Source organism: Pseudoalteromonas lipolytica (genome assembly GCF_900116435.1).
Lineage (GTDB): Bacteria > Pseudomonadota > Gammaproteobacteria > Enterobacterales > Alteromonadaceae > Pseudoalteromonas > Pseudoalteromonas lipolytica.
Genome location: NZ_FPAZ01000002.1, coordinates 1 through 23,133 on the forward strand (window position 1 = coordinate 1; position 23,133 = coordinate 23,133).

Genomic DNA, 23,133 nt, shown 5'->3' on the forward strand with positions numbered 1-23,133 from the left:
CCCATAAATTACGTTATGTTAAATATAGTGCAATAAATAAAAGTGGGCGTTATGTTACTCACTAGCCCACTTATAGAAGGGTTTTTATTTACTGATTTAGCTCAGAATCTACCCAAAATTTAGTGCCTTTAAGAACAGCTTGAAGCGCCAAGCCATTTTCGGTTAAAGAATATACGGTAACTTGATCGGCTATCGCTTCGGCAACTAAAGCGCCACCTTTATCTTCATATTTAGCGGCTGCATCTGCGTTGCCACCAAACGCCCATCCATGCTCGATGAAACGGTTTACAGCAGCCTGATTATGAAAAACCATAACAACATTGAAATCTTTAACACCTAAACCGAGGCCTAAACCTGCTTCGCCCATGTTCATGTAAGTTGATTTACCTGTTAGGTTGTTTTTAACAACACCGTAGCCACCGCCAAAACTTGCCAAAACTACATTTACATTGGCATTATCGAAAACAGCATAGCCAGCTGAGTTAGCAATTTGTTGTTTCACATCAGGTTTTTCTGCATATAATGTGTTTAGAGTGTTTGTTTTCATACTCTGAACTAGCGCCCGTTTTTCACTCGGAGAGGCACTGCCGGTAGTAGCACAACCCGACAAAACGGTTGATAATATGATTAAACTGATTGCAATAAACTTTTTCATACATATTCCTTGAATAATTGTATGGCAAGATAGTAATTAAAATACTCGTTAATTTAAGGATATCTTAAGTCCAATACTAGACAGTATCGGACTTTGTGTTACTCTTATAACTAGTTATTTTACAAGATATTTATACATTATGCTCGTTGCTCTAGTCGATACTATAAAACAACTTCGTTACCAAATTGCCCACCTAGAAGATGATACTCTAGCAACAGAATATCCAGAACTTGATACATTTATACACCAGGTTGGATTGACTGTTGCTGAATCAAAAAATGACTTGGCTTTTTTGTATCAGTTTCTTTATGTGTATGGTCGAAAATCCGAAGCGACATTTAATCGATTTAGAAATGAACTTGAACGTTTTTGTTTATGGTCTTGGCTCATAGCTGAAAAATCAGTTTTTGAACTAAAACGTGAAGATATTGAAGCTTATGTTGATTTTATGGTTGAGCCAGAATCAGCGTGGTTATCAAATTCAGTTCAATGGCGATATAAAGATGAACAAGGTATTCGACGATTAAATTCTAATTGGCGCCCTTTTATCGGAAGAGAAAATATTGCTAGTCAACAAACGTTAGCTGCAATGTTTACTGCATTAAATGTATTTTATAAATTCGCCATTCTAGAAGAAAAAACATTCGCTAACTTTGTACCTGTTGTAAAAAAGAATAGCCCATATTTGGTTGTGCAATCTCAAATTAAAATTCCAGATACATTAAGTGATATTCAGTGGGAATATGTATTCGGTGTAACGCGTGATTTATGTGAAGAACAACCTGATCTTGAGCGAAACTTATTTACGCTTGCATGCTTAAAAGGATTGTATCTACGGATTTCTGAATTGTCGGAACGGCCGCAATGGTCACCGGTAATGTCACATTTTTGGCAAGATAATGATGGGTTCTGGTTTTTACGTATAATGGGTAAAGGCAATAAATTACGGGATGTAACATTAAGTGAGGATTTTATTACTTACCTAAAACGTTACCGATTATACCGTGGGTTACCCGCCCTGCCCCGAGTTGATGAAGCCGAACCTTTAGTTCACAAAATTCGTGGAAAAGGTGGTATGACGGTTAGACAAATTAGACGTTTAGTTCAACAAAGTTTTGACTTGGCGAAAAAATCATTACTTGATGATGGTTTTAAAGATGATGCAGAACAACTTGAAGCTGCCACAGCACATTGGCTTCGACATACGGGGGCAACACACGATGCACAAACTCGCCCTTTAAAACATTTATCTGAAGATCTTGGTCATGCAAAAATAGCCACAACAGATCAAATTTATATTCAAACTAATATTAAAGAAAGAGCAAAGTCAGGGATGAAAAGGAAAGTATAATGGAATACACCATATTGGCCATTGTTGGTTGTGCGTTGCTATTTTACTCAATGACAATCCGCCAACTTGAGCGCACCGAAATCACCGGACCAATGTTCTTTGTATTGGTCGGGATTGCAATGTCTTACTTATTACCCAGTGAATTTAAGCTTGGTGAAAATGGACTCAATGAAATTTTACCTTTAGTTGAGTTAACGCTAAGTATTTTTTTATTTACCGATGCAGCTAAATCAAAGTTAAGTGTATTGCAGCATAGTTTTCAGTACCCTAGCCTGCTTTTATTTGTAGCATTACCACTCACATTACTTGCAGGGGTTGCCGGTGGTTTATTTATATTTTCTGAGCTATCACTATTTCAATCTGCACTTATTGCAATTATTTTAACTCCGACGGACGCGGCGTTAAGCAAAGGTATTTTAGAATGCTCGTCGGTTCCTGAAAAAATTCGAGAAGGGATCAATACTGAAAGTGGGTTAAATGATGGATTATGTGTGCCAATATTTTTAGTTTTATTATTGCTAGTTCAGAATCCAGATAGTGCTGTGACAACAACAGATACTCTCGTTGTTTTTATTAGAGAATTGGGTGTTGCGTTTTTGGTTGCCGCAGTTGCAACAGCGATATTTATTCCACTCCTTAAGGTCGCTTTGGCGCGTCATTATTTTGCAAATAATAGCAGTCCATTTTTATTGATTGGTTTAGTAATGGCGATCTTCTCGTTAACACAAAACTTTCATGGTAGTGGATTTATTGCCGTATTTGTCGCTGGGTTATTGTTTGACTATTTTTCACCAAGAAAAATTCGTCTTACTTTAGTTAAAGACTCGGAGCATATCGCAGAATTTATAGCATTACTCATTTGGTGTTTGTTTGGGTTTGTTTGTGGACATTTAATAATTAATGATATTACTTGGCCTATTGTTTTTTATGCATTACTTAGCGTGACCTTATTTAGAATCATACCTGTATTACTTTCTTTATTTTTCACAGACTTAAATAGAAAAGATAAATTGACGTTTGCCTGGTTTGGACCAAGAGGTCTTGCGTCAATTGTATTTACACTAATGGTTATGGATACAACAATTGCTAACAAAGAACAAATTGCGACAGTAACGTTAACAACAATTCTATTCAGTGTTTTTATTCATGGCATGAGTACCAAGCCTATTGCGAATAGCTATAAATAAAAAGACGCTTAAAGCGCCTTTTTTATAACAGTTCTGCTATTAATTGCAGTGGATGTTTTGGTTTATATTTTTCGTAACGCTTTACTTGGCTACGGCAAGAAAATCCAGTAGCCAAAATAGTTTCGGGTTCACTATTTTCAATAAGTGGTTTCCAACTCATTTCGTACAATGCGCGTGAGTTTTCTTGATTTTGTTTTTCATGACCATAAGTGCCAGCCATACCACAACAACCTGTACTTGTTGTACTCAAAGATAAACCTAAATCAGAGAAAATATTTTGCCAAACTTTTGAGGCATTTGGCATCGCTGTCGTTTCAGTGCAGTGGCTTAATAATTTAAATGGCACAGCACTTTTTGCCGACAGTGATACGTTTTTAAAGTTTTGTGTTTGTAACCACTCATGAGCAAGTTCAACTTTAAAATCACCACGCGTTTCTTTTAGTATTGATACATACTCATCGCGGTAACACATAACAAGTGACGCATCGAGACCAACCAGTGGAGAGTTTATTTCAGAAAGTGAATTTAAAAACTCAGCCGCATTTTTTGCTGTAATTTTAAATTCATTTAAAAAACCTTTTACGTGCTGGGCTTTTCCATTTGGTTTAAAGGGTAACAGCATTGGTTTTTTACCCAGCGCTTTTATTACTTTTATAAAACTCTCAACCAATTCTGCCTCGTAAAAACTGGTAAATGGATCTTGAACAATAAGAACATACTCAGCTTGTTCATCACTGGTAAGTGATTTAAGTAATTCAAAATTGAACATGTCACTTTTGTTTACGCGTTTCGAAAGTTGAGGAACACTTAACGTTGGTGTATCAACATAGCCAATTGTATTTTTTATTAAACTAGAAACCAGTTTTGTATTTACAATTGGATTCACTACCTTTGCAAATTTAGCCATGACAGGTGCCGTTTGTTCGATACCTGCCACTAAATAATCTTTTAATGGCCGCGCGTAGTAACTGTGATAGAAATTTAAAAACTGCGATCTAAATGTTGGCACATCTACTTTTATAGGACAGGCTGTTGTACATGCTTTGCATGCTAAACATTCGTCCATTGACTCTTTCACTTCATGCGAAAAATCATAAATGCCTTTTTTCTTATCTCGGCTATGCTGAAAACGTTCCCACCACGTGATTACTTCTCCATTGATGAGTTCTTTTTCAACATGTATTAAATCAATATTTTCTGATTCTTGAAGACGCAACCATTCGCGCATTAAACCTGCACGTCCTTTAGGTGAGTAGCGTCTGTCACCCGTTACTTTGTACGAAGGGCACATTGGAGAATTTTGATCATAGTTAAAACAAAGACCATTACCATTACAAGTCATGGCGTTATTAAATTCTGTTTTAACGTCAATAGAAATTTCTTTATCAAACCAAGCTCGCTTTTGATCATCAACAGAAACGAGGGAGTCTTTACTTTCAAGCGGTGTACATATTTTACCGGGATTTATGCGATTGTCTGGATCGAAAGCTGATTTAATTTTTCGTAGTTGAGTAAATAAATGCTCACCAAAGAATTCTGGTCCATACTCACTACGATAACCTTTACCGTGCTCGCCCCACATTAAACCACCATATTTAGCGGTAAGTTTTACAACTTCATCTGAAATATGGCGAAGTAATTTTTCTTGCTCAGGATCACACATATCTAAGGCTGGACGCACATGTAAAACACCCGCATCAACGTGGCCAAACATACCATACTGAAGATGGTGACTATCAAGAAGTTGACGAAACTCAACAATAAAATCTGCCAAATTTTCTGGAGGTACGGCAGTATCTTCTGCAAATGCGAGCGGCTTTTGACTACCTTTAACATTGCCTAGTAAACCAACAGACTTTTTACGCATGGCATAAATTTTTAGAATATCGGCTTTATCATTTGTAAGTTGGTAACCGATCACACCATGCGTTTCGTTTTTAACGCAGTCATCTAATAATCTACATAGCGTGTCTACTTTTTCTTTAATATCATCCGGTGATACGGCATTAAACTCAACCATGTTGAGGCCTTGCATATCTTTATTATCAACATCGGTTATTAAGTCCGATACTGAATGCCAAATGATATCTTCCCGTGCCAAGTTAAGCACTTTACTGTCGACTGTTTCAACAGACGTTGCATTTGCGGCGACCAAAAAAGGTGAATGACGCAATGCTGAATCAAAACTATCGTATTTAATATTGATTAAGGTTTTAAACTCAGCAATTGGGGTAATATTAAGTTTGGCTTCGGTAACTATACCTAAAGAACCTTCAGATCCCGTAATTAAACGACTCATATCAAAAGTTTGTAAGTCGTCAGAAAAAATATGTTCTAAGTCATAACCGGTTAAAAAACGATTTAATCGTGGGAATTTTTGCAAAATTGCATCACGATTATTGAGTCCAATATCCATTACCGTTTTATACAACTTGCCGACTGTTGAGTTTTGCTCAGCAACTAACTGTGCTTTTTCGATAGGCATGGGTGAGGTAGACATTTCAGTTCCATCGATTAGGTATGTTGTCAGACCTAAAACATGATCACTGGTTTTACCGTAGACAAGCGAGCCCTGCCCTGATGCATCGGTATTTATCATCCCACCAATTGTTGCTCGGTTACTGGTTGATAAATCAGGTGCGAAGAAAAATCCATAAGGGCGTAAAAAGTCATTAAGCTGATCTTTAATGACACCTGTTTGCACTCTTACCCAGTTTTCCTCAACATTTATTTCTAATATTTCACGCATGTAGCGAGATAAATCAACAACGATACCAGGAGTAAGAGACTGACCATTTGTCCCTGTGCCACCGCCGCGAGGACCAAAAGTCAGTGACAGAAATGGATCTCGTGAGGCGATTTGCATTGCAAGTTGAATATCTTTCGCCGTTTTTGGAAAAATAACTCCTTGCGGTACTTGCTGATAAACACTGTTATCGGTCGATAAGCTTAATCGCGTAGAATAACTTGCGTCTGTGTCACCCGAAAAACCTTGTTTTACAATAGTTTCTAGGTAGTTAGCGACTAACTCAGAAGCGACTTGTTGTTGACTTATTGTTGCTATCATGACGGTGATAAATTAAGGCATTTCGTAAATTATATCATGCTAATAGCTAAGTTAAATTGAAGATTTTACAGTTTGTAACACTCTTTTAATCGATTTAAGTCTCAATACTTTTATACTGTTTATTAAAGCATCAAATGAGTAAGGGATATGAAAAAGATTTTATTAGTAAGCTTAGGTATTTTAAGTATGCTACTTGGGTTGATATTTGTCATTGTGCCCGGCCCATCATTACTATTTTTTATAGTGGGATTACTGTGCTTTTCGTTTTATTACCCACTGGCACGTCGCTATTTGGTTTATTGTCAAAAAGCACTCACTAAATCATGTGCTTATTTAGATAAAAAACTAGCGAGATAATTGCCAATCTACGATAACACTTAAGTGCATCGTTATTCTTTCTAATTGAGTAAACAAAAATGCCAGCATAATCGCTGGCATTTTTTTAATAAACACTAGTTAGTCTGCTAGCTTTTTAGCTAAGTATAACCAAGTTTCTAATACTGTATCTGGATTAAGAGATACAGAATCAATCCCTTGCTCAACTAGCCATGCTGCAAAATCTTCATGATCTGATGGACCTTGACCACAAATACCTACGTATTTGCCTTTTGCTTTTGCAGTTTGGATTGCCATTGAAAGCAGCTTTTTAATCGCAGGATTACGCTCATCAAAAAGATGTGCAATTAAACCTGAGTCACGGTCAAGACCAAGTGTTAGCTGAGTCAAATCGTTTGAGCCAATAGAGAAACCATCGAAGTATTCTAAGAACTCTTCAGCTAATAGCGCATTTGATGGTAATTCACACATCATGATCACTTTAAGACCATTTTCGCCACGTTTTAAGCCATGTTCTTCAAGAAGTTCGATAACACGCTTACCTTCTTCAAGGGTACGTACGAATGGAATCATGATTTCGATGTTCGTCATACCCATTTCGTTGCGAACGCGTTTAATTGCTTCACACTCTAGCGCGAAACAATCACGGAAATCTTCAGAAATGTAGCGAGCAGCACCGCGGAAACCAATCATTGGGTTTTCTTCTTCCGGCTCATATTGCTGGCCCCCAACTAGGTTTGCGTATTCGTTTGATTTGAAATCAGACATACGAACAATGACACGCTCTGGTGCAAACGCACACCCTAATGTCGCAATACCTTCAACAAGCTTAGAAATGTAGAACTCAACCGGTGACTCATAGCCAGCCATCATGTCTGAAATTTCTGCTTTTAACTCATCTGATTGCGCATCAAAGTTTAATAGTGCTTTAGGGTGAACACCGATCATACGGTTGATAACGAACTCAACACGTGCAAGGCCAACACCTGCATGAGGTAAACGGGCAAAATCGAAAGCACGGTCTGGGTTACCAACGTTCATCATAATTTTCATTGGTAGTTCTGGCATTTCATCAACGCGCGAAGTAAGTACTTCGTAATCTAGAATGCCTTCGTAGATATAACCTGTATCACCTTCAGCACACGAAACGGTTACATCTTGGCCTGCTTTAATTAAATCAGTTGCGTTGCCACAACCCACAACAGCAGGTATACCTAGTTCACGAGCAATAATAGCTGCGTGACATGTACGGCCACCACGATTGGTAACAATCGCCGCTGCACGTTTCATGATTGGTTCCCAATCTGGGTCGGTCATATCGGTAACAAGGATATCGCCTTGCTGTACTTTGTCCATCTCGTCTATAGAGTTAAGAACTCGTACCGTACCAGCACCAATTTTGTGACCAATAGCACGCCCTTCGACAACAACATTGCTCGAGCCATTTAATTGGAAACGTTCCATTACGTTGGCATCTTCATTTGAGCGAACGGTTTCTGGACGTGCTTGAACAATGTAAAGCTTACCGTCGTTGCCATCTTTAGCCCATTCGATGTCCATTGGACGACCGTAATGTTTTTCGATGATCACAGCTTGCTTAGCCAGTTCTTGAACTTCGGCATCTGTGATTGAGAATTTGTTTGATAATGCAGTATCTACATCTACGATTTCAACTTGCTTACCATGTGATTCATCACTTGAGTAAATCATTTGGATTGCTTTTGAACCGATGTTACGACGAACTACTGCAGGCTTGCCGCTCGCAAGCGTTGGTTTATGTACATAAAATTCATCTGGGTTTACTGCACCCTGTACAACCATTTCACCAAGACCGTAGCTTGATGTGACAAACACAACGTCTTCGAAACCAGATTCAGTATCGATACTGAACATAACACCTGACGATGCTTTGTCTGAACGTACCATGCGTTGAATACCAGCCGATAAAGCAACACCACGGTGATCATAGCCTTGGTGAACTCGGTAAGAGATAGCGCGGTCATTGAATAATGAGGCAAACACGTGTTTGATTGCAGTCATAACTGAATCAATACCACGTACGTTTAAAAACGTTTCTTGTTGTCCTGCGAATGAAGCGTCTGGCATGTCTTCTGCTGTAGCAGATGAGCGAACTGCAAATGATACATCTTGAGATGCGTCGCCATGTAATTGGCTATATGCGTCGCGGATGGCTTGGTCTAGGTTAGGTTGGAATGGTGTGTCGATAATCCATTGGCGGATTTCGGCACCGACTTTAGCGAGTGTATTTACATCATCCACATCCAATGTGTCTAAAATATCGTGGATTTTTGAGTTTAGCCCTGATTGCTCAAGGAACTCGTTAAATGCATCGGCAGTTGTAGCGAAACCACCTGGCACTTGTACACCAGCGTTAGCTAGGTTTGAGATCATTTCACCCAGTGAGGCATTTTTACCGCCAACACGTGGAACATCTTGCATACCAAGCTCTTGATACCAGAGAACGTATTCTTGCACGGATCTTTCTCCATAAAACAAATTGTAGTACTAACTGTGAGAGTTAAGAAAGAAAACCTTCTAAAAAGGTCGCCATCATTCTACACTGGCAACAGACCTCACGTAAACCGTGAAGCCCCTATTTTGCAGATAAAGGTAATAAAAAGGTTAATTATGAGAACTGCATTCTATATTTCTGACGGAACAGCTATCACCTCTGAAGTGTTTGGCCATGCTACATTGTCGATGTTCCCTGTCGATTTTAATCACAAAACAATTCCATTCGTTGAGACAGAAAAAAAAGCCAACGAAGTTAAAAATTTAATCAACTCAACAGCCCAGCGCGACGGCGAACAGCCTTTGGTATTTTTCACTTTTGTGAATCATGAGCTAAGTGAAATTATTAAATCTTCGTGTGCGGTGTGTTACGATTTCTTATCTCAGTACAGTGACCAAATAGCAAAAGAGCTCAAAGTTGCGCCTGTGCCTAAAGTTCACCGTACACACTCTATGCATGAAAAAAGCTACGATTTTAGAATTGATGCCGTTAACTACGCGCTAACAAACGATGATGGCGCTAATATAAAAAACTATGCTGAAGCTGATATCATTTTGGTGGGCGTAAGTCGCAGTGGTAAAACCCCTACTAGCCTCTATTTAGCATTACAATATGGAATAAAAGCAGCAAACTATCCATTGACTGAAGATGACCTAGAGCGTGGCAGCCTACCTGAATGTTTGAAGTCGTATAAACATAAACTATTTGGTTTAACAATCGACCCTGTCAGACTTGCCGATATACGACAGCGACGCATGGCGAACTCAAAATATGCATCATTAAAACAATGTCGAATCGAAGTCCGCGAAGTTGAAATGCTTTATAAAAAGCAAAAAATTCAATATTTGAATTCTACACATCACTCTGTTGAAGAAATATCAGCCAAAATTATATCTGATACAGGGCTTGAGCGTCGTAAGTACTAACCAACTTTTCTTCATAATTAGTATCGGACATAAAAAAGGCTGCACTATGCAGCCTTTTAATACTTAATAAGTAAAGCGAGATTACTTGCGCGCATCCTTTAATAAGTCTGCAACAAGGAAGCCTAACTCTAATACCTGATCTGCATTTAAACGTGGGTCACACTGCGTGCGGTAACGTTGAGCTAAATCTTCATCTGACAGCCCATATGCCCCACCTGTACATTCAGTTACATGTTGGCCGGTCATCTCAAGGTGAACACCACCAGGGTATGAGCCTTCGGCTTTATGGACTGCAAAGAACTGGCTAATTTCACGAAGTATATTATTAAAGCTTCGTGTTTTATATCCTGAGCTCGCTTTTTCAGTATTACCGTGCATCGGGTCTGAGCTCCAGATAACCTTGCGTCCTTCTTGCTGTACTTTACGAACAAGCGCTGGCAGTTTTTCTGGTAGAATGTCTGCACCCATGCGTGTGATTAATGTTAAGCGACCAGGGATATTATCTGGGTTAATTGCATCTATTAACTTAATCAACTCGTCAGGGTCCATGCCAGGACCTACTTTTACACCGATTGGGTTCTTAATACCTTTAAAGAACTCGATATGAGCATGATCTAATTGACGAGTTCGTTCACCAATCCACACAAAGTGCGCAGAACAGTCATACCAATCACCTGATAAATGGTCTCGACGTGTTAGTGCTTCTTCGTAGCCAAGTAATAGCGCCTCGTGCGATGTAAATAAATCTGTTTCTTTTAAACTTGGTGCAACCGTAGAGTCAATACCACATACTTCCATAAACTCAAGCGCATCTTGAATGCGATCTGCAAGTTGTTGGTACTTCTCTTTTAATGGATTTGCAGCAACAAAGCCCATATTCCAACGATTTACCTGATGCAAATCAGCAAGGCCACCTTGTGCAAATGCTCGTAATAAGTTTAACGTAGCCGCACTGTGGTGATAAGCAGTCATTAAACGTTGTGGATCGGGTATTCGTGCTTGTTCGGTGAATTCAAAATTATTTACAATATCACCACGATATGAAGGTAATGAAACCCCATCAATGGTTTCGTAATCTGACGAACGTGGCTTTGCGTATTGACCTGCCATGCGTGCAATCTTAACAACAGGGCATTTACCGCCATAGGTTAAGACAACAGCCATCTGTAATAGAGTTTTAAATGTATCGCGAATATTGGCGGCATTAAAATCACTGAATGATTCAGCACAATCACCACCTTGAAGTAAAAAGGCACGTCCTTCACATACATCTTCTAATTGTTTAAATAAGCTACGCGTTTCTTCGGCAAACACTAAAGGCGGTGCGCTTTTTAATTGCCCTTCAACTTGTTTAAGGGCTTCTTTATCTGGGTACTCTGGCTGCTGAAGTATCGGCAGATTTCTCCAGCTATCTGGGTTCCACGATTGCATGTTCTTTCCTCATTCCTAACATAGACCGTTAATGAAAACTAACTTAATGCACAGGGTAAGTTCAAGGACTATATTCACCTATTTTCAATTATTTAGTTATTTGATAAACCAAAGCATCGATTGACTAGACACCAACTATATCATAGCTAATTAAAACAAAAGCTTAAGTTAGATTTGCATAATATGAGTGAGCAATAAAAAAAGAACACATCTTACCTTTAATAAGACACAGTGTAACCTCAGCTTTACACTGAATTTAGATAAAAATAAACAGCAGATTGAAATATTAGAAAAGCATGCTAGGGGATATCATAAAGAACACATCATACTTATTTAAATGTAAGAGTTAGGTCAGCATATAAGAAATATTTATCCTTTAAATATCAAAGATGCTGAGGTAATATTAACTCATGTTAAAGTAAGATGTGTTCTTATGGCTTCTAAATTAGAAATTCGTAGTCAATTTGATTTAGTCAGCGAATTAACCCAATTATTTTGCGATGATCTAAAACAAGTTGGTTTTAAAAAAGCGTTTTATTATCAATTACCAGAAACGGATATTAACGATGAGAAAAAAATACCCTCACTGATTCCTGTCAAAAAGTTCGAAGGTGATGAAGCGCACAAATTAATTATTAACTCGTATTTAGACCTTTATAAAAAACCTGGGATTAGTAGTCGGGTTTTAAAACGTCATCCTGGGTTATTGGTACTTCATGATGTTGATAAAAATCAACTTACAGCCCGTATTCAACAATTGAACAAAGCAAAAGCTGACTTTAAAAACTGTATACTCGCTATCGATAATAATGATGCTCGATTTGAAGCAGTGCATAACGCTGTACCAAATTTAATTACGCTTGCAGCATATCGTAAAATTCATTTTGAAACTGAATCACCCTACTCGGTCAGGTTCACATGGATGCACAAACATGCAACTAAAACTTTATCCAAAAAAATGGCATTGGCCATGCTTGATAAATCGGCGAGTTACTCTAACCCTAGAATGATAGATCAACATACTTGGCAATCTCTTGTTGCACAAGAACAAAGCCGTGTTGCGAGTTTAAATGATAAAGATAAATTAAGAATTCGAAGACCTACCCGTGTTAGTCCACAAGTTAATGTGCGATACACTGCTCAAAACCGATATCATGTGAGTGCCGCATTACCATTCATTCTTATAAATCCAGAACCGGATGTAAAACTTGGTGCACTAAATGATTATCAAAAACCTGAGAGTCATCCACGTAAAAAAGAATATGACTTTTTAGTAGATCGACTTTATTTGGAACAAGTAACAGATTGATTATGTTAAAAAGGCCACTTTAGTGGCCTTTAACATGTAACAGTATTGGAGATAAGAAATATAAATTTAATCTTCGACTATTTCTTCTATTTTATCTTCATCAATTAACACAGCATTCTCAACGATACGTTTACCGCCTTGAATTTCAATTCGTTTATTGTGTTTATTGAGCGCTAAAATTTCATCACAAAATTGATCAGACGGATGCATTTCGTATGTGTAATCAATAATATTACCCGTTTTATCATCTTTCACATTTGTGATGTTGTATTCTGATATCGCGCCTTTTTCTATTAAATCTTTCATCGTTGTGGTCATATCACGACGTAACGCTTTTAATTTATTCTCAGTGATTTCATCTGTCGAATAAATTGAGCCGTACTTTTCCATGATTGATAACAATCTAAAATGATATGTCTTACCTGGCGCAGCATAACGCCAAAGATGATACAAACGTAACATCATCCAGCGAGATAAACCGCGTTTCAGTTCTTGAGCACTATTAAAATAATAGCCTTTGTACTCAAGGTTATCGATCATGTTATGAACAAACGCATTTAAACATGCCACACATTTTACATTACCGCCCTGTCCTTTTTTACCGCTAAAGTGAAGCGACGATAAAAAGTTCATGTTCGACTCGTAAAATGAATCATCAATATCAGAGTTGCGCGTGTCAGTTGCAGAATATTTAAATGACAACTTAGAACCTTGAAGAGCTTCAAGCGATTCTTTAATCTGCGGATACGGCATTGATTGACCAACCGCTTTTAATTCTTGTGCCAACTCATTCATTGAAAAAACAACCGCGTATTGAATACCCGATTTAAAATTAATTTTTACAATTTTACCTTTAGAGGCCAAACGTATTAATGCACGTTCAACTTTTTCTTCACGATCGGATGGCCATACTAAATACTCAATGTCTTCACCATCTTTCCGTGTGCTGACAACTGCTGGGGTAATTTTAATTTCGCCATCATAGAGAATCCCATCAACTTTTTCTGAAATTCTTCTTGTAACAATTGTCTTTTTTGGTGCTTCTTCAACCGGAAGCTTTTTATGACCTGAACGAACAAAACGTCCCCACAAATCATAATGATTAAAGGTATTTGAGTAAGCTCTCAAACCATGTGCTGCATTTTCAATTGAAACGCGCACATCTTTGTTGTCTGTAAACAGTGCAAGACTTTCATTATCGATTGCACTTTCCACCCCATGGATTTGCCCGCGTAATGTATCGGGGAGGTTATCCACTGAGATGTTGACCTTTCGGCTCATTGTTCTTATTTCCAATTTTTCTTCGACAGTTAATAACAACACATAAAACTTAAAAAGTTAAATGTTTAAGTTAGTATAAACTTGATCCGATCTGAAATATTTTCTTGAGATCAGTTTTATACTAACTAGATTAATTCTAGAACTTTTCAGATCAGATTTTTACTAAGTTATAGTGTATGGGTCAAAATTTTACTAACTCAGTGAATATTATGTCATGTTAAAATTCATTTTCAGGTCAAAAAACACGACACATAAACCCATTTTTACAAAAGCATGTGGATAAATGCTTACTGAGTTAGCATAGATCTGATCTGTACCAACTATAGATCAGATCTATACTAACAAAATGCACTATTCTGATTTTGCTTCAGTGCATAACTCTCTAATTTAGTTAGTAAAATCGTGATCTACAGCAGTAAAAATGTGCATAAACTAGTGACTAACCTGTGCATAACTAAGCAGCTGGTTTTTTAGTTAGTATTAAGCTGATCTGCGAGTTATAAGAGATCTGATCTTAACCAAGTAAAAACATGATCTGCTTTTTTAAATAATATTCTGGTTAATCAGTAACATAGATTGCTATTTTAGCACGTTAAACTTATATACCTATATCTTTAACCAATTCTAATCTTACTTATTTATACTTAGCTTCAATTAGATTACAAATTTTTCTTAAATGTCTTATTAATAAAAGGCATGTCGTACAAAATAGTTGTTTACAGCAATTTGAATGGACATTATACTTAAAGCATAACTTTGAGGAAGAAAGTATGTCTATTAATAATAATGCGCTAGCCACTTACCGGTTACTAAAAGCAACAGCTGAAGTTGCTGAAAAATCGCTAGAAGGACGTATCCAACATTATCGTGCTCATCTTAAATCGGAAGAAAAAGAACTTCGCACCTATACTCAAAAAGCCGCAGCAGATCTTTTAGGCTGTAATAACAGAACGTTAAAGCGACGTCATGATAATGGTGACTTTGATGAATTAAACATCAAACGAGGTGCAAATGGACATTATGCCTATACGCTAGTCAATATTTTCGCTATGGCAGATATCATGGATATCAAGCCAGATCACCGCACAACAGATGACAAACTACAAGTTATTGTCATTAACTCTTTGAAAGGTGGCTGTGGTAAAACAACCAGCATGGTTAATATTGCAGCGGCCCTCGCTACAACCAATATTAAACGGTATCGAATTGGTATTATTGACTTAGATCCACAAGGCTCATCATCGAGTTTCTTCCCGCCAAGTGAACCAGATCCAATTACTGTGGGTGACTTAATGCGTGATTGCATTGAGCTTGAAGAAAATGAAACGTGGGACGAACTTGTTACTAATTCATTTTTACCGACTCACATTCCCAATATTCGTATTTTACCTTCTGGTATGGATGATTTTTATTTTGAACATGAAACAGCCACACTGTTAAAAGATAGTTCAAGTTACGATAAAACACGTCACTATCATAAATTATTAGAAAAAGTGATTGAGCCTGTAAAAGATCAATTTGATATTATTTTAATCGATACAGCTCCATCACTTAACTTTATGTTTTATAACGCTTTAATGGCTTCAACATCGATGCTTATTCCTGTTCATCCTGAAGCTGTTGATTTTGATGCAAACAATAAATACTTAAAACGTTTAGGCGAGATCTATCACACGGTTGCTGCTTTAGGGCATCAAGGATGGGATTTTATGCAGTTTCTCGTTACAAATTACGTGAAAGGCAATCATTCACAACGCGATATTGTTAAAGACGTGCGCAGTGCCTTTGGACGTCAAGTTATGAGTTACCCAATAAACCATAGCTCCGCTATCACGGCGAGTTCATCGTCTTTTAATACCATATTTGACCAAAAAACGTCTGACAGTCTCGCAAGTAGAGAATCATTACTACGTGCTCAAGAGAATATTAAAGATGTGGTTGATGAGCTTGAAATGTTGATTCGTTCTAACTGGCAATCAACCCAATCAAAATTGAATACAGCTAAGTAAGGTAAATGATTAAGATGGCTAAAAAACGTAAAAATGATACCAGCTTAGATCCTTTTTCAACGTCAATTGAAAGCAGCAGTCTAGATGCTTTACTTGAACAAGCCAATGCTGGCGATGTTATTAGCATGCCCGCGCCAAGTGATCCTACGCGCCAAATTACCCTGGTATGTAAAGTCATTCCAAGTTCTGAAATCGAATCTAAAACTAAAGTGTATGGCAAGAACCGTCGAGTTCAGTCGTTACTGAATGAAAAATCGGTGGCTGATATTTTACCGGCTATCGCTGAAGACGGACGAAACCAACACCCTGCCCTTTGCTGGGATAAAGGCACTGAAATGCTTGTTTTAGCCGGCTCGCGTCGTCGCAAAGCGTGTATTTTAAGTGGTTCGGACTATTTAGTGCTAAGTTCAGAAGATTTCACTGAACAAGATGCAAAAATACTTGCGGTCTCTTCTGATCAATACATTGCCCCCAGTCTGTGGGAGCTTGGACAAGCTTATCAGCAAACCCGTGATGAATTAATTGCAGAAGGCAAAAAGGGCTCGTACCGTGAGATTGCAGCAATTGAAGGGGTATCACATACAGCAATAGCGGATGCCATTAAAGCCTATGAAAATTTACCCGCTTCTGTACTGAGCCTCTACCCAACAGCGAATCATGTTGGCCGAGAAGTGGCTAAAAAGCTTATTGCGGCGAAAGAGCGTGACGAGCAGGCATTCACTCGCCTTGTAAGTGAAATCAGCACTGACAGCGAAATAAACGCCATAAGCAGTGATGATAAGCGTGCGCTAGCCATTACTAAGTACTTAACAGTCGAACCCGCTACGCCAAGCCGTCGTGAATCACTCATAGAAAGTGAATTTGTGACCGTACAGAGAAACATTAAAAGCGGTGATTTATCGGTAAAAATCGATAATAAAGTGATGACTGACAAGCGTTTAGAGCAGCTTACTAAGTTATTAAATAGCTTTAATTAGTTAGTAAAATAGCGATCTGTCACGCTTTTATTGTTAGTAAAAGCGTGATCTCTTACCCTATTTTGTTAGTAAAATACTGATCTAAATATCTTAAAATTTGCTCAATTCGCATCCATAGATCAGATTTTTACTAACTATCTGCCCCTTTACAGGCTATTTAAGCCTTTTCACTCTTTCCTTAGTAAAAAAGTGATCTGTAAAGGCCCTGCCTTGTTATTAAGTTGTTTATATCTTGTGCGTTTGTTGTTCGTTAAATAGTCGAGCCCTCTTCTTTGGCTGTATTTTTTTAGACAAAAACATAATTTTACCAACTAATCAGCTCCAACCAGTCCGAAATAAAGGAATAGTGCTTTAGCTGGGCGCTGATAGATCATATACTGGCAGAATTATTTTTTGTTTTTACTGTTAAAAGCGTTATGTCTGCTAACTTATCCAAAAATGACTTATTAGCTATCTTTGAAGAAATCAAACAAGAGCAAGAAACACAGTTTCCGCTGTCAGAGCGATTCATCAAGCAGCTATTTAAGCCGCATGTGCTAAGTAAAGCAAAAGAGTACCATCAGAACGGCCAAATCAATTGGCTTGAGCATAGTAGTGACTTTAGTGTGATTGATGCTTCTATGTTTGGTAACGAAGGGAATACTTTTACCCAGCATATCGAGATCAGTAAATTACCAACCGGATTTTCAGTTGATTCACATTGTACGTGTGGTTCAAAAACAAAGTGCCGTCATATTGCTGCGGTTTTGCTTAAATTAAAAATTGAGCATTCAGGCGATTATGGTGAGGACTATATTATTAATGATTGGTTTAGTGAGCTAAAGACGCTAAAGCAATCAACAACCGACACAGCAAAACATGTATTATTATTTGTTTTAGATGTTGAAAAATCGGCTGTTACCCTTACCCCTAAAATTGCTAATTATGATCCTGAGCATAACTACACATTGGGCCGTAATTTAACAGAACAACAATTAAATAGCTTTGTTACACCGACTGATTTACTCGAAACTGACTTTAGATTATATAGTTGGATCCGCTCTCAAAACGCGCTCGGTAAGCTTGAGTTGAAAGGCTCATGGGGCTTTGCGGCATTACAACAACTTATAGCGACACAACGATTATTTTTAGGCCGTTCTCGCCAGGCTATTAAAGCAGATACCATGCAAGCCTTAGAATTTAGCTGGCAGCAAAATAGTGATTTAACCTCATTATCTTTGTCACTAGCAGGGCAAGATAATTGGTTGTTACTCAAAACGACACCCCCGACTTACCTAGATCCAGACACACTTAAAATTGGCCGTATCCGAACTCCTTTGACTGCAGATGAAATTGCGTTATTGGCTAACATGCCTGCGATACACAACGAAAACTTTGATCGTGTATACCAACAACTCAATGACAATTTTGGTGAGGGTGTTATTCCGCATGCATTTAAGCAAAGTAAAAAGAATCAATCACGTTCTGTCTTTCCCGTTATAAGCATACGCAACGATGAGGGAAACATTGGTCTATCGCTTCAATTTAACTATCAAAATTCACTTTACGAACTAAGCCAAGCCCCCGAGGGGATTATTAATCAATCGCTTGAGAATACCGTTGTTAATGAGCTAACGAACTTAGGGTTTGAATTTTGTAAAGGGGCTTTACAAACCGAGTTTGTATTTAATAAACAATCAGTTATACATGCACACTGGTTGAAATTCGAAATTATCCCTACCCTGCTTAAACGCGGCTGGAAAATTAATGATGAACTTGATGTTAGCAAAGCATTAAAGCAAATATCGCTTCAAGTTGAGCGAGGAAAAGGTCATCAAATAGTTAGTAAAATCGTGATCTCTGGTGTAAAAACGCAGCAACTTTTTACAGCGGATAACAATTTTCAGTCTCTCAATCGTCAAAGTGAACGTTATTATTATTTCAGCGTAGGTAAACGTTTTGCTGTTGTTGATAAGTTAGCGATTACTCAGCTTAATGAATACCGCGAACGTTTTGAGCATATAAAAACGCGTGATGAAATACTCATGCCATTGTCATTTTTACCCCAGTTAATCGCCCAAAAAGCAATTAAAGTCAGTATTGTTGATGATGCCCTTGATGCATATTTAACTGAATTAACGAACACCCGTCCGGTGGTTAAAAAGTCCGATATTCAGGGATTGAATGACGGTGTACAACTTCGAGAGTATCAGCAACATGGTGTTGATTGGCTTAACTTTTTAAAACGTCATCAGTTGGGGGGTATTTTGGCTGATGACATGGGATTGGGTAAAACCTTACAAGTTATTGCCTTTTTAGCGAATGCCAAACAACGGCCTCAAGCTGGCCCTACTTTAATTGTTTGCCCGACCAGCTTGGTAGGAAATTGGCAAAATGAAATTAATAAGTTTGCGTGTAACCTTAAAATCACCACCGTATTTGGTTCGTTACGAAACGAGCAACTCCAGCAGTTATCGCAGGCCGATTGCATTTTAACAACGTACCCTTTGTTAAAACGTGATATTGCATATTACTCGCCACTGTATTTTGAAAACATCATTCTGGATGAAGCCCAGTACATTAAAAATGATGCCGCGCAGGTATCGCGTTTGGTTAAGCGCCTTAATGCCGATTTTAAATTGTGCTTAAGTGGCACGCCTATCGAAAATAACCTGTTTGAGCTTAAGTCGTTGCTCGACTTTGCAATGCCCTCACTCCTGGGCTCGCAAGCGCACTTTAAAACATATTTTCAAACACCTATTGAGCGCGATAACGATGTTAAACGAGCCGATGAACTTAAATCGCTGATCATGCCTTTTATTTTACGCCGAACAAAAGCGCAGGTAACGCAAGAACTTCCCGAGAAAACAGAGCTGGTTAAAGAGTTTGAGTTCGAAGCGAAACAAAAAGAAATTTACACCGGTATAACGCAATCGCTAGAGCAAAAGCTGGTTGACTTGTTTGCCCAACAAGGTGTGCAAAAGAGTAAGCTTGCGTTTTTGGACGCGTTACTAAAATTAAGACAAATTTGTTGTCATCCCAAACTTATTGATCCAACAACTCAGGCGGGTAGTGCAAAGCTTGAATGGCTCTCTAAGCATTTACCCGTTATGTTAAGTGAAGGTCGTAAAGTTATTATATTTAGCCAGTTTACGACCGCTTTAGATGTGATTGCAGAACGTTTAGGTGAGTTAGGAATTACTTTTAGTATGTTGACCGGTCAAACTCGACATCGCAGTCGTGTTATTGAAGAGTTTACCGAAGGTGAATCGTCAGTCTTTTTAATAAGCCTAAAAGCCGGTGGCACCGGGTTAAATTTAACCCAAGCAGATACCGTGATTCACTTTGACCCATGGTGGAACCCTGCAGTTGAAAAACAGGCAACCGATCGGGCATATCGAATAGGTCAAACCAACCCTGTGTTTGTGTATAAATTGATTATGGCCAACTCTGTTGAACAAAAAGTATTTAAAATGCAGCAGCATAAACAAGCGTTAGTTGATGCATTATTTACTGATAAATCAATGAGTTTTACTCAGTTTGATGAAGAGCAGATGTTGGCGCTGATAAAAAATTAAATTTTTTAAACTTTTTTTGAACTAATCAAATTTAGTGGCGTCTATTATTATGCTTGTTGTTAAATTGCAGTTTACATGAGCATTATGTTGATTTCCCATTTGGTTACTAAATTTAGTAATGTTAGAGCCAGCTCACCTTGAGCTGGCTTTTTTTATGCCTACTCCCCTACTCTGCTGTCATGTAATTCGTTATGATGAAGTGTCTTTAAGTTATTGAGTTTTCATTATGATTACAGAGCTATTAGGCCACATTGATTGGCTTCAGATTGCAAGCGGTTGTGTACTAGGAGTATTGGCTTCAGGTACTGTGCTCTCGTTGCAAAAGAGTCGCTTAAAAAGCCAGTTAGTCGCACTGGAAAATAGCTATCAGTTGCAGCAGAATCAATTAGAGCAGAAGCTACAACAGTTACAAGAAAGTCAGTTAACACTGTCGCAGTTACAGCAAGATTACGCAGAGCAACGTGATGAATCTCAACACTTTAAAACCCGCTTTGTCGAGCAAGAAAAGCAAGCGCAGCAATTTAATCAATTTTGGCGACGAGTTGAAGCAGAACTCGCTGACACCAAAGCAATGCTAAATCAACGCGATGTCGATTTAAGTACTTTACGCAGCACCTTAGAACAAAAAGAACTGCACTTTAAAGAACAACTTAATCATATAAAAGACAGTAAAGAACAGCTCAAAAAAGAGTTTGAAAACCTAGCAAATCAAATTCTTGAAGAAAAATCACAACGGTTTAAAACGCTCAACCAAGAAAGTATTGAACAGTTATTAAAGCCCGTTCAAGGTGAGTTAAAAGGCTTCCGCGATAAAATGGAGCTAATTCATGTTGAAGACTTAAAACAACGTGCCGCATTAAAAACCGAGCTTTTACATTTACAGGCAAAAAGCCAGGCCATAACAGAACAAGCAGACAGGCTCAGTACCGCTTTGCAGGGGCAAAAGAAAACACAAGGTAATTGGGGCGAGTTAATGCTCGAAAACGTCTTAGACAGTGCAGGGCTTCGCGCAGGAATCGATTATGAGCGAGAAGTGTCATTTAATACTGAAGACGGGCGTCTGCGCCCCGACGTTGTGGTTTATTTACCTCAAGAACGACATTTAGTGATCGACGCTAAAACCTCGCTCAATGCGTATACACGCTACGTTAATGCCGACAATGAGCTTGAAGCACAACAAGCACTTAAAGAGCATGTGACTGCGGTGCAATCGCGTATCAATGAATTGGCCAGTAAGGCATACGACAGACTCCCAGGAATTAACTCCCCTGAGGTGGTCGTTATGTTTGTCCCCATTGAGTCTGCATTTGTTGAAGCGCTTAAATATCAGAGTGATATATATCAGCAAGCGATCGAAAAGAATATTTTGGTGGCGACACCAACGACCCTGCTAACCAGTTTAAATATTGTGAAGCAACTATGGCGATTTGAAGAGCAAACAAAATACTCAAAAGAATTGGCCGCCCGTGCTGAGCGCTTTTACAATAAACTTAATGGCTTTTTAACCAGTATGGAAGGCGTTGGTAAACAGCTCGATCGAGCTAAAGAAAGCTATGATAAGGCCTTTTCACAACTTTATCGCGGAAAAGGAAACTTAATTAAGCAAGCGTCGGAGTTTAAAGAGTTGGGTGTATCTGTGCAAAAAGAGCTCCCGAGTGACAGTGTCGAGAGAGCGCAGTTAGAGCTTGATTAATCCCGTAAATATCCCGCACGTATACGTTTGTGAAAGCCAACAACATGTTGGCTTTTTAGTTAGTTGATTAGCTCTGCCGAGACGATTCTGTTCAGCATTAAAAAATGGCTAAGCACAGCCTCTTCAAGCTCAAAGATCTGCACTACTTTTTCACCCTTGGTAGATAGCCCAGTTTGCTCCCCCTCAAACTGTATATGCAAACCGAGGCGTTTTAATGTGTTTACATCATAACTGTATATCGGGGCATCACGTTTTTCGGTTATGCCAGGCATCATCCCAATAATGGTTATCGCCTGTTCTACATTAATCGTTTCAAAAAATTGTTTTTCTGCTTCTTGCCACTTTGCAATGTAATTTGTTATTTGCGTATTTTTTTCCATTGGCACATATAACGGTTGCAAAGCTCCTCCATGCCAGCCAATGATCCCCTGCTCTTCAACGCGAACATCTGGGCTTGCCGTTATCACATAGTTTGCACATGATGAGGCGCACAATTCGCGTACGATCACTTTTAATTGATACTCGTGAACTAAGCCGCCTAAATGGAGACCAGCCATAACATCGCCGCCCTCACTGTTGATCACTAGGGTATCGATTTTGTTTTTGCTATTCACAAGCACGCTTTCGAACATTTCAACATTTTGTCTTGATGTCTCGCCTTGATACAAAACTGTACCTGGCGATATTTCACTGATTTCAGTGACGGTTTGCTCTGTTGATTTACACCCAACAAGCAGGCCACACAGTAATAATAATAAACGCATTAACAATGCCTTAAAGATTTATTTGTATACAGTACTAATTTAATAATATGTTATTAA

General features: G+C 38.4%; 15 protein-coding genes. 9 read left to right on the top strand and 6 right to left on the bottom strand.

The features are described 5' to 3' along the window. Nucleotides 1-88: 88 nt before the first annotated feature. Complete coding sequence (locus tag BM378_RS01565) at nucleotides 89-655, bottom strand: lipid-binding SYLF domain-containing protein (protein ID WP_036972643.1); 567 nt, start codon at nucleotides 653-655, stop codon at nucleotides 89-91. A gap of 139 nt (nucleotides 656-794) precedes the next feature. Here BM378_RS01565 and BM378_RS01570 point away from each other — a divergent pair, with 139 nt between their 5' ends. Both BM378_RS01570 and BM378_RS01575 read left to right on the top strand, forming a co-directional pair. Further along, nucleotides 795-2,006 carry a tyrosine-type recombinase/integrase gene (locus BM378_RS01570; RefSeq protein WP_036972641.1) on the top strand — a complete coding sequence of 404 codons (1,212 nt, stop codon included), beginning with the start codon at nucleotides 795-797 and terminating at the stop codon, nucleotides 2,004-2,006. Further along, nucleotides 2,006-3,193: a cation:proton antiporter gene (locus BM378_RS01575; RefSeq protein ID WP_074988390.1), complete on the top strand. Its 1,188-nt coding sequence runs from the start codon at nucleotides 2,006-2,008 to the stop codon at nucleotides 3,191-3,193. The genes BM378_RS01570 and BM378_RS01575 overlap by 1 nt, the downstream gene beginning before the upstream one ends. A 22-nt stretch (nucleotides 3,194-3,215) precedes the next feature. On the opposite strand, the gene ydiJ is transcribed toward BM378_RS01575, so the two are convergent. Then, nucleotides 3,216-6,260, bottom strand: a complete 3,045-nt coding sequence (gene ydiJ / locus BM378_RS01580; protein WP_074988392.1) for a D-2-hydroxyglutarate dehydrogenase YdiJ — start codon at nucleotides 6,258-6,260, stop codon at nucleotides 3,216-3,218. 147 nt (nucleotides 6,261-6,407) lie between these two features. On the opposite strand from ydiJ, the gene BM378_RS01585 reads away from it, so the two are divergent. Beyond that, entirely contained in the window at nucleotides 6,408-6,617 is a 210-nt protein-coding gene (locus BM378_RS01585; protein ID WP_036972636.1) for a PGPGW domain-containing protein, read from the top strand. 99 nt (nucleotides 6,618-6,716) lie between these two features. Here BM378_RS01585 and ppsA read toward each other — a convergent pair whose 3' ends face one another. Next, nucleotides 6,717-9,092, bottom strand: a complete 2,376-nt coding sequence (gene ppsA, locus BM378_RS01590) for a phosphoenolpyruvate synthase (protein WP_065979183.1) — start codon at nucleotides 9,090-9,092, stop codon at nucleotides 6,717-6,719. Nucleotides 9,093-9,245: 153 nt separating this feature from the next. Between ppsA and ppsR the strand changes: the two genes are divergently transcribed. Then, nucleotides 9,246-10,055: a posphoenolpyruvate synthetase regulatory kinase/phosphorylase PpsR gene (gene ppsR, locus BM378_RS01595; RefSeq protein WP_036972633.1), complete on the top strand. Its 810-nt coding sequence runs from the start codon at nucleotides 9,246-9,248 to the stop codon at nucleotides 10,053-10,055. A gap of 81 nt (nucleotides 10,056-10,136) precedes the next feature. Here ppsR and BM378_RS01600 read toward each other — a convergent pair whose 3' ends face one another. Continuing rightward, nucleotides 10,137-11,486: a class II 3-deoxy-7-phosphoheptulonate synthase gene (locus BM378_RS01600; protein ID WP_036972631.1), complete on the bottom strand. Its 1,350-nt coding sequence runs from the start codon at nucleotides 11,484-11,486 to the stop codon at nucleotides 10,137-10,139. Nucleotides 11,487-11,919: 433 nt separating this feature from the next. On the opposite strand from BM378_RS01600, the gene BM378_RS01605 reads away from it, so the two are divergent. Next, on the top strand, nucleotides 11,920-12,795 hold the full coding sequence (locus BM378_RS01605; RefSeq protein WP_036972629.1) for a DNA replication terminus site-binding protein: 876 nt from the start codon (nucleotides 11,920-11,922) through the stop codon (nucleotides 12,793-12,795). Nucleotides 12,796-12,861: 66 nt separating this feature from the next. Here the strand turns inward: BM378_RS01605 and BM378_RS01610 are convergent, their stop codons facing one another. Next, entirely contained in the window at nucleotides 12,862-14,076 is a 1,215-nt protein-coding gene (locus tag BM378_RS01610) for a hypothetical protein (RefSeq protein ID WP_036972628.1), read from the bottom strand. A 770-nt stretch (nucleotides 14,077-14,846) separates the two neighbouring features. Between BM378_RS01610 and BM378_RS01615 the strand changes: the two genes are divergently transcribed. The 4 genes from BM378_RS01615 to BM378_RS01630 all read left to right on the top strand — a co-directional run bounded on the left by BM378_RS01615 (nucleotide 14,847) and on the right by BM378_RS01630 (nucleotide 22,312). After that, nucleotides 14,847-16,085, top strand: coding sequence for an AAA family ATPase (locus tag BM378_RS01615; RefSeq protein WP_036972627.1), 1,239 nt, complete (start codon nucleotides 14,847-14,849; stop codon nucleotides 16,083-16,085). A 14-nt stretch (nucleotides 16,086-16,099) separates the two neighbouring features. Beyond that, nucleotides 16,100-17,062, top strand: a complete 963-nt coding sequence (locus BM378_RS01620; protein ID WP_036972625.1) for a transcriptional regulator — start codon at nucleotides 16,100-16,102, stop codon at nucleotides 17,060-17,062. A gap of 416 nt (nucleotides 17,063-17,478) precedes the next feature. Further along, the gene (locus BM378_RS01625) at nucleotides 17,479-20,619 is read left to right on the top strand and encodes a DEAD/DEAH box helicase (RefSeq protein ID WP_036972623.1); all 3,141 of its coding nucleotides are present in this window, start codon (nucleotides 17,479-17,481) and stop codon (nucleotides 20,617-20,619) included. A 226-nt stretch (nucleotides 20,620-20,845) separates the two neighbouring features. Then, nucleotides 20,846-22,312, top strand: coding sequence for a DNA recombination protein RmuC (locus BM378_RS01630; protein WP_074988393.1), 1,467 nt, complete (start codon nucleotides 20,846-20,848; stop codon nucleotides 22,310-22,312). A gap of 59 nt (nucleotides 22,313-22,371) precedes the next feature. Here the strand turns inward: BM378_RS01630 and BM378_RS01635 are convergent, their stop codons facing one another. Beyond that, the gene (locus tag BM378_RS01635) at nucleotides 22,372-23,076 is read right to left on the bottom strand and encodes a hypothetical protein (protein ID WP_074988395.1); all 705 of its coding nucleotides are present in this window, start codon (nucleotides 23,074-23,076) and stop codon (nucleotides 22,372-22,374) included. Nucleotides 23,077-23,133: the final 57 nt, after the last annotated feature.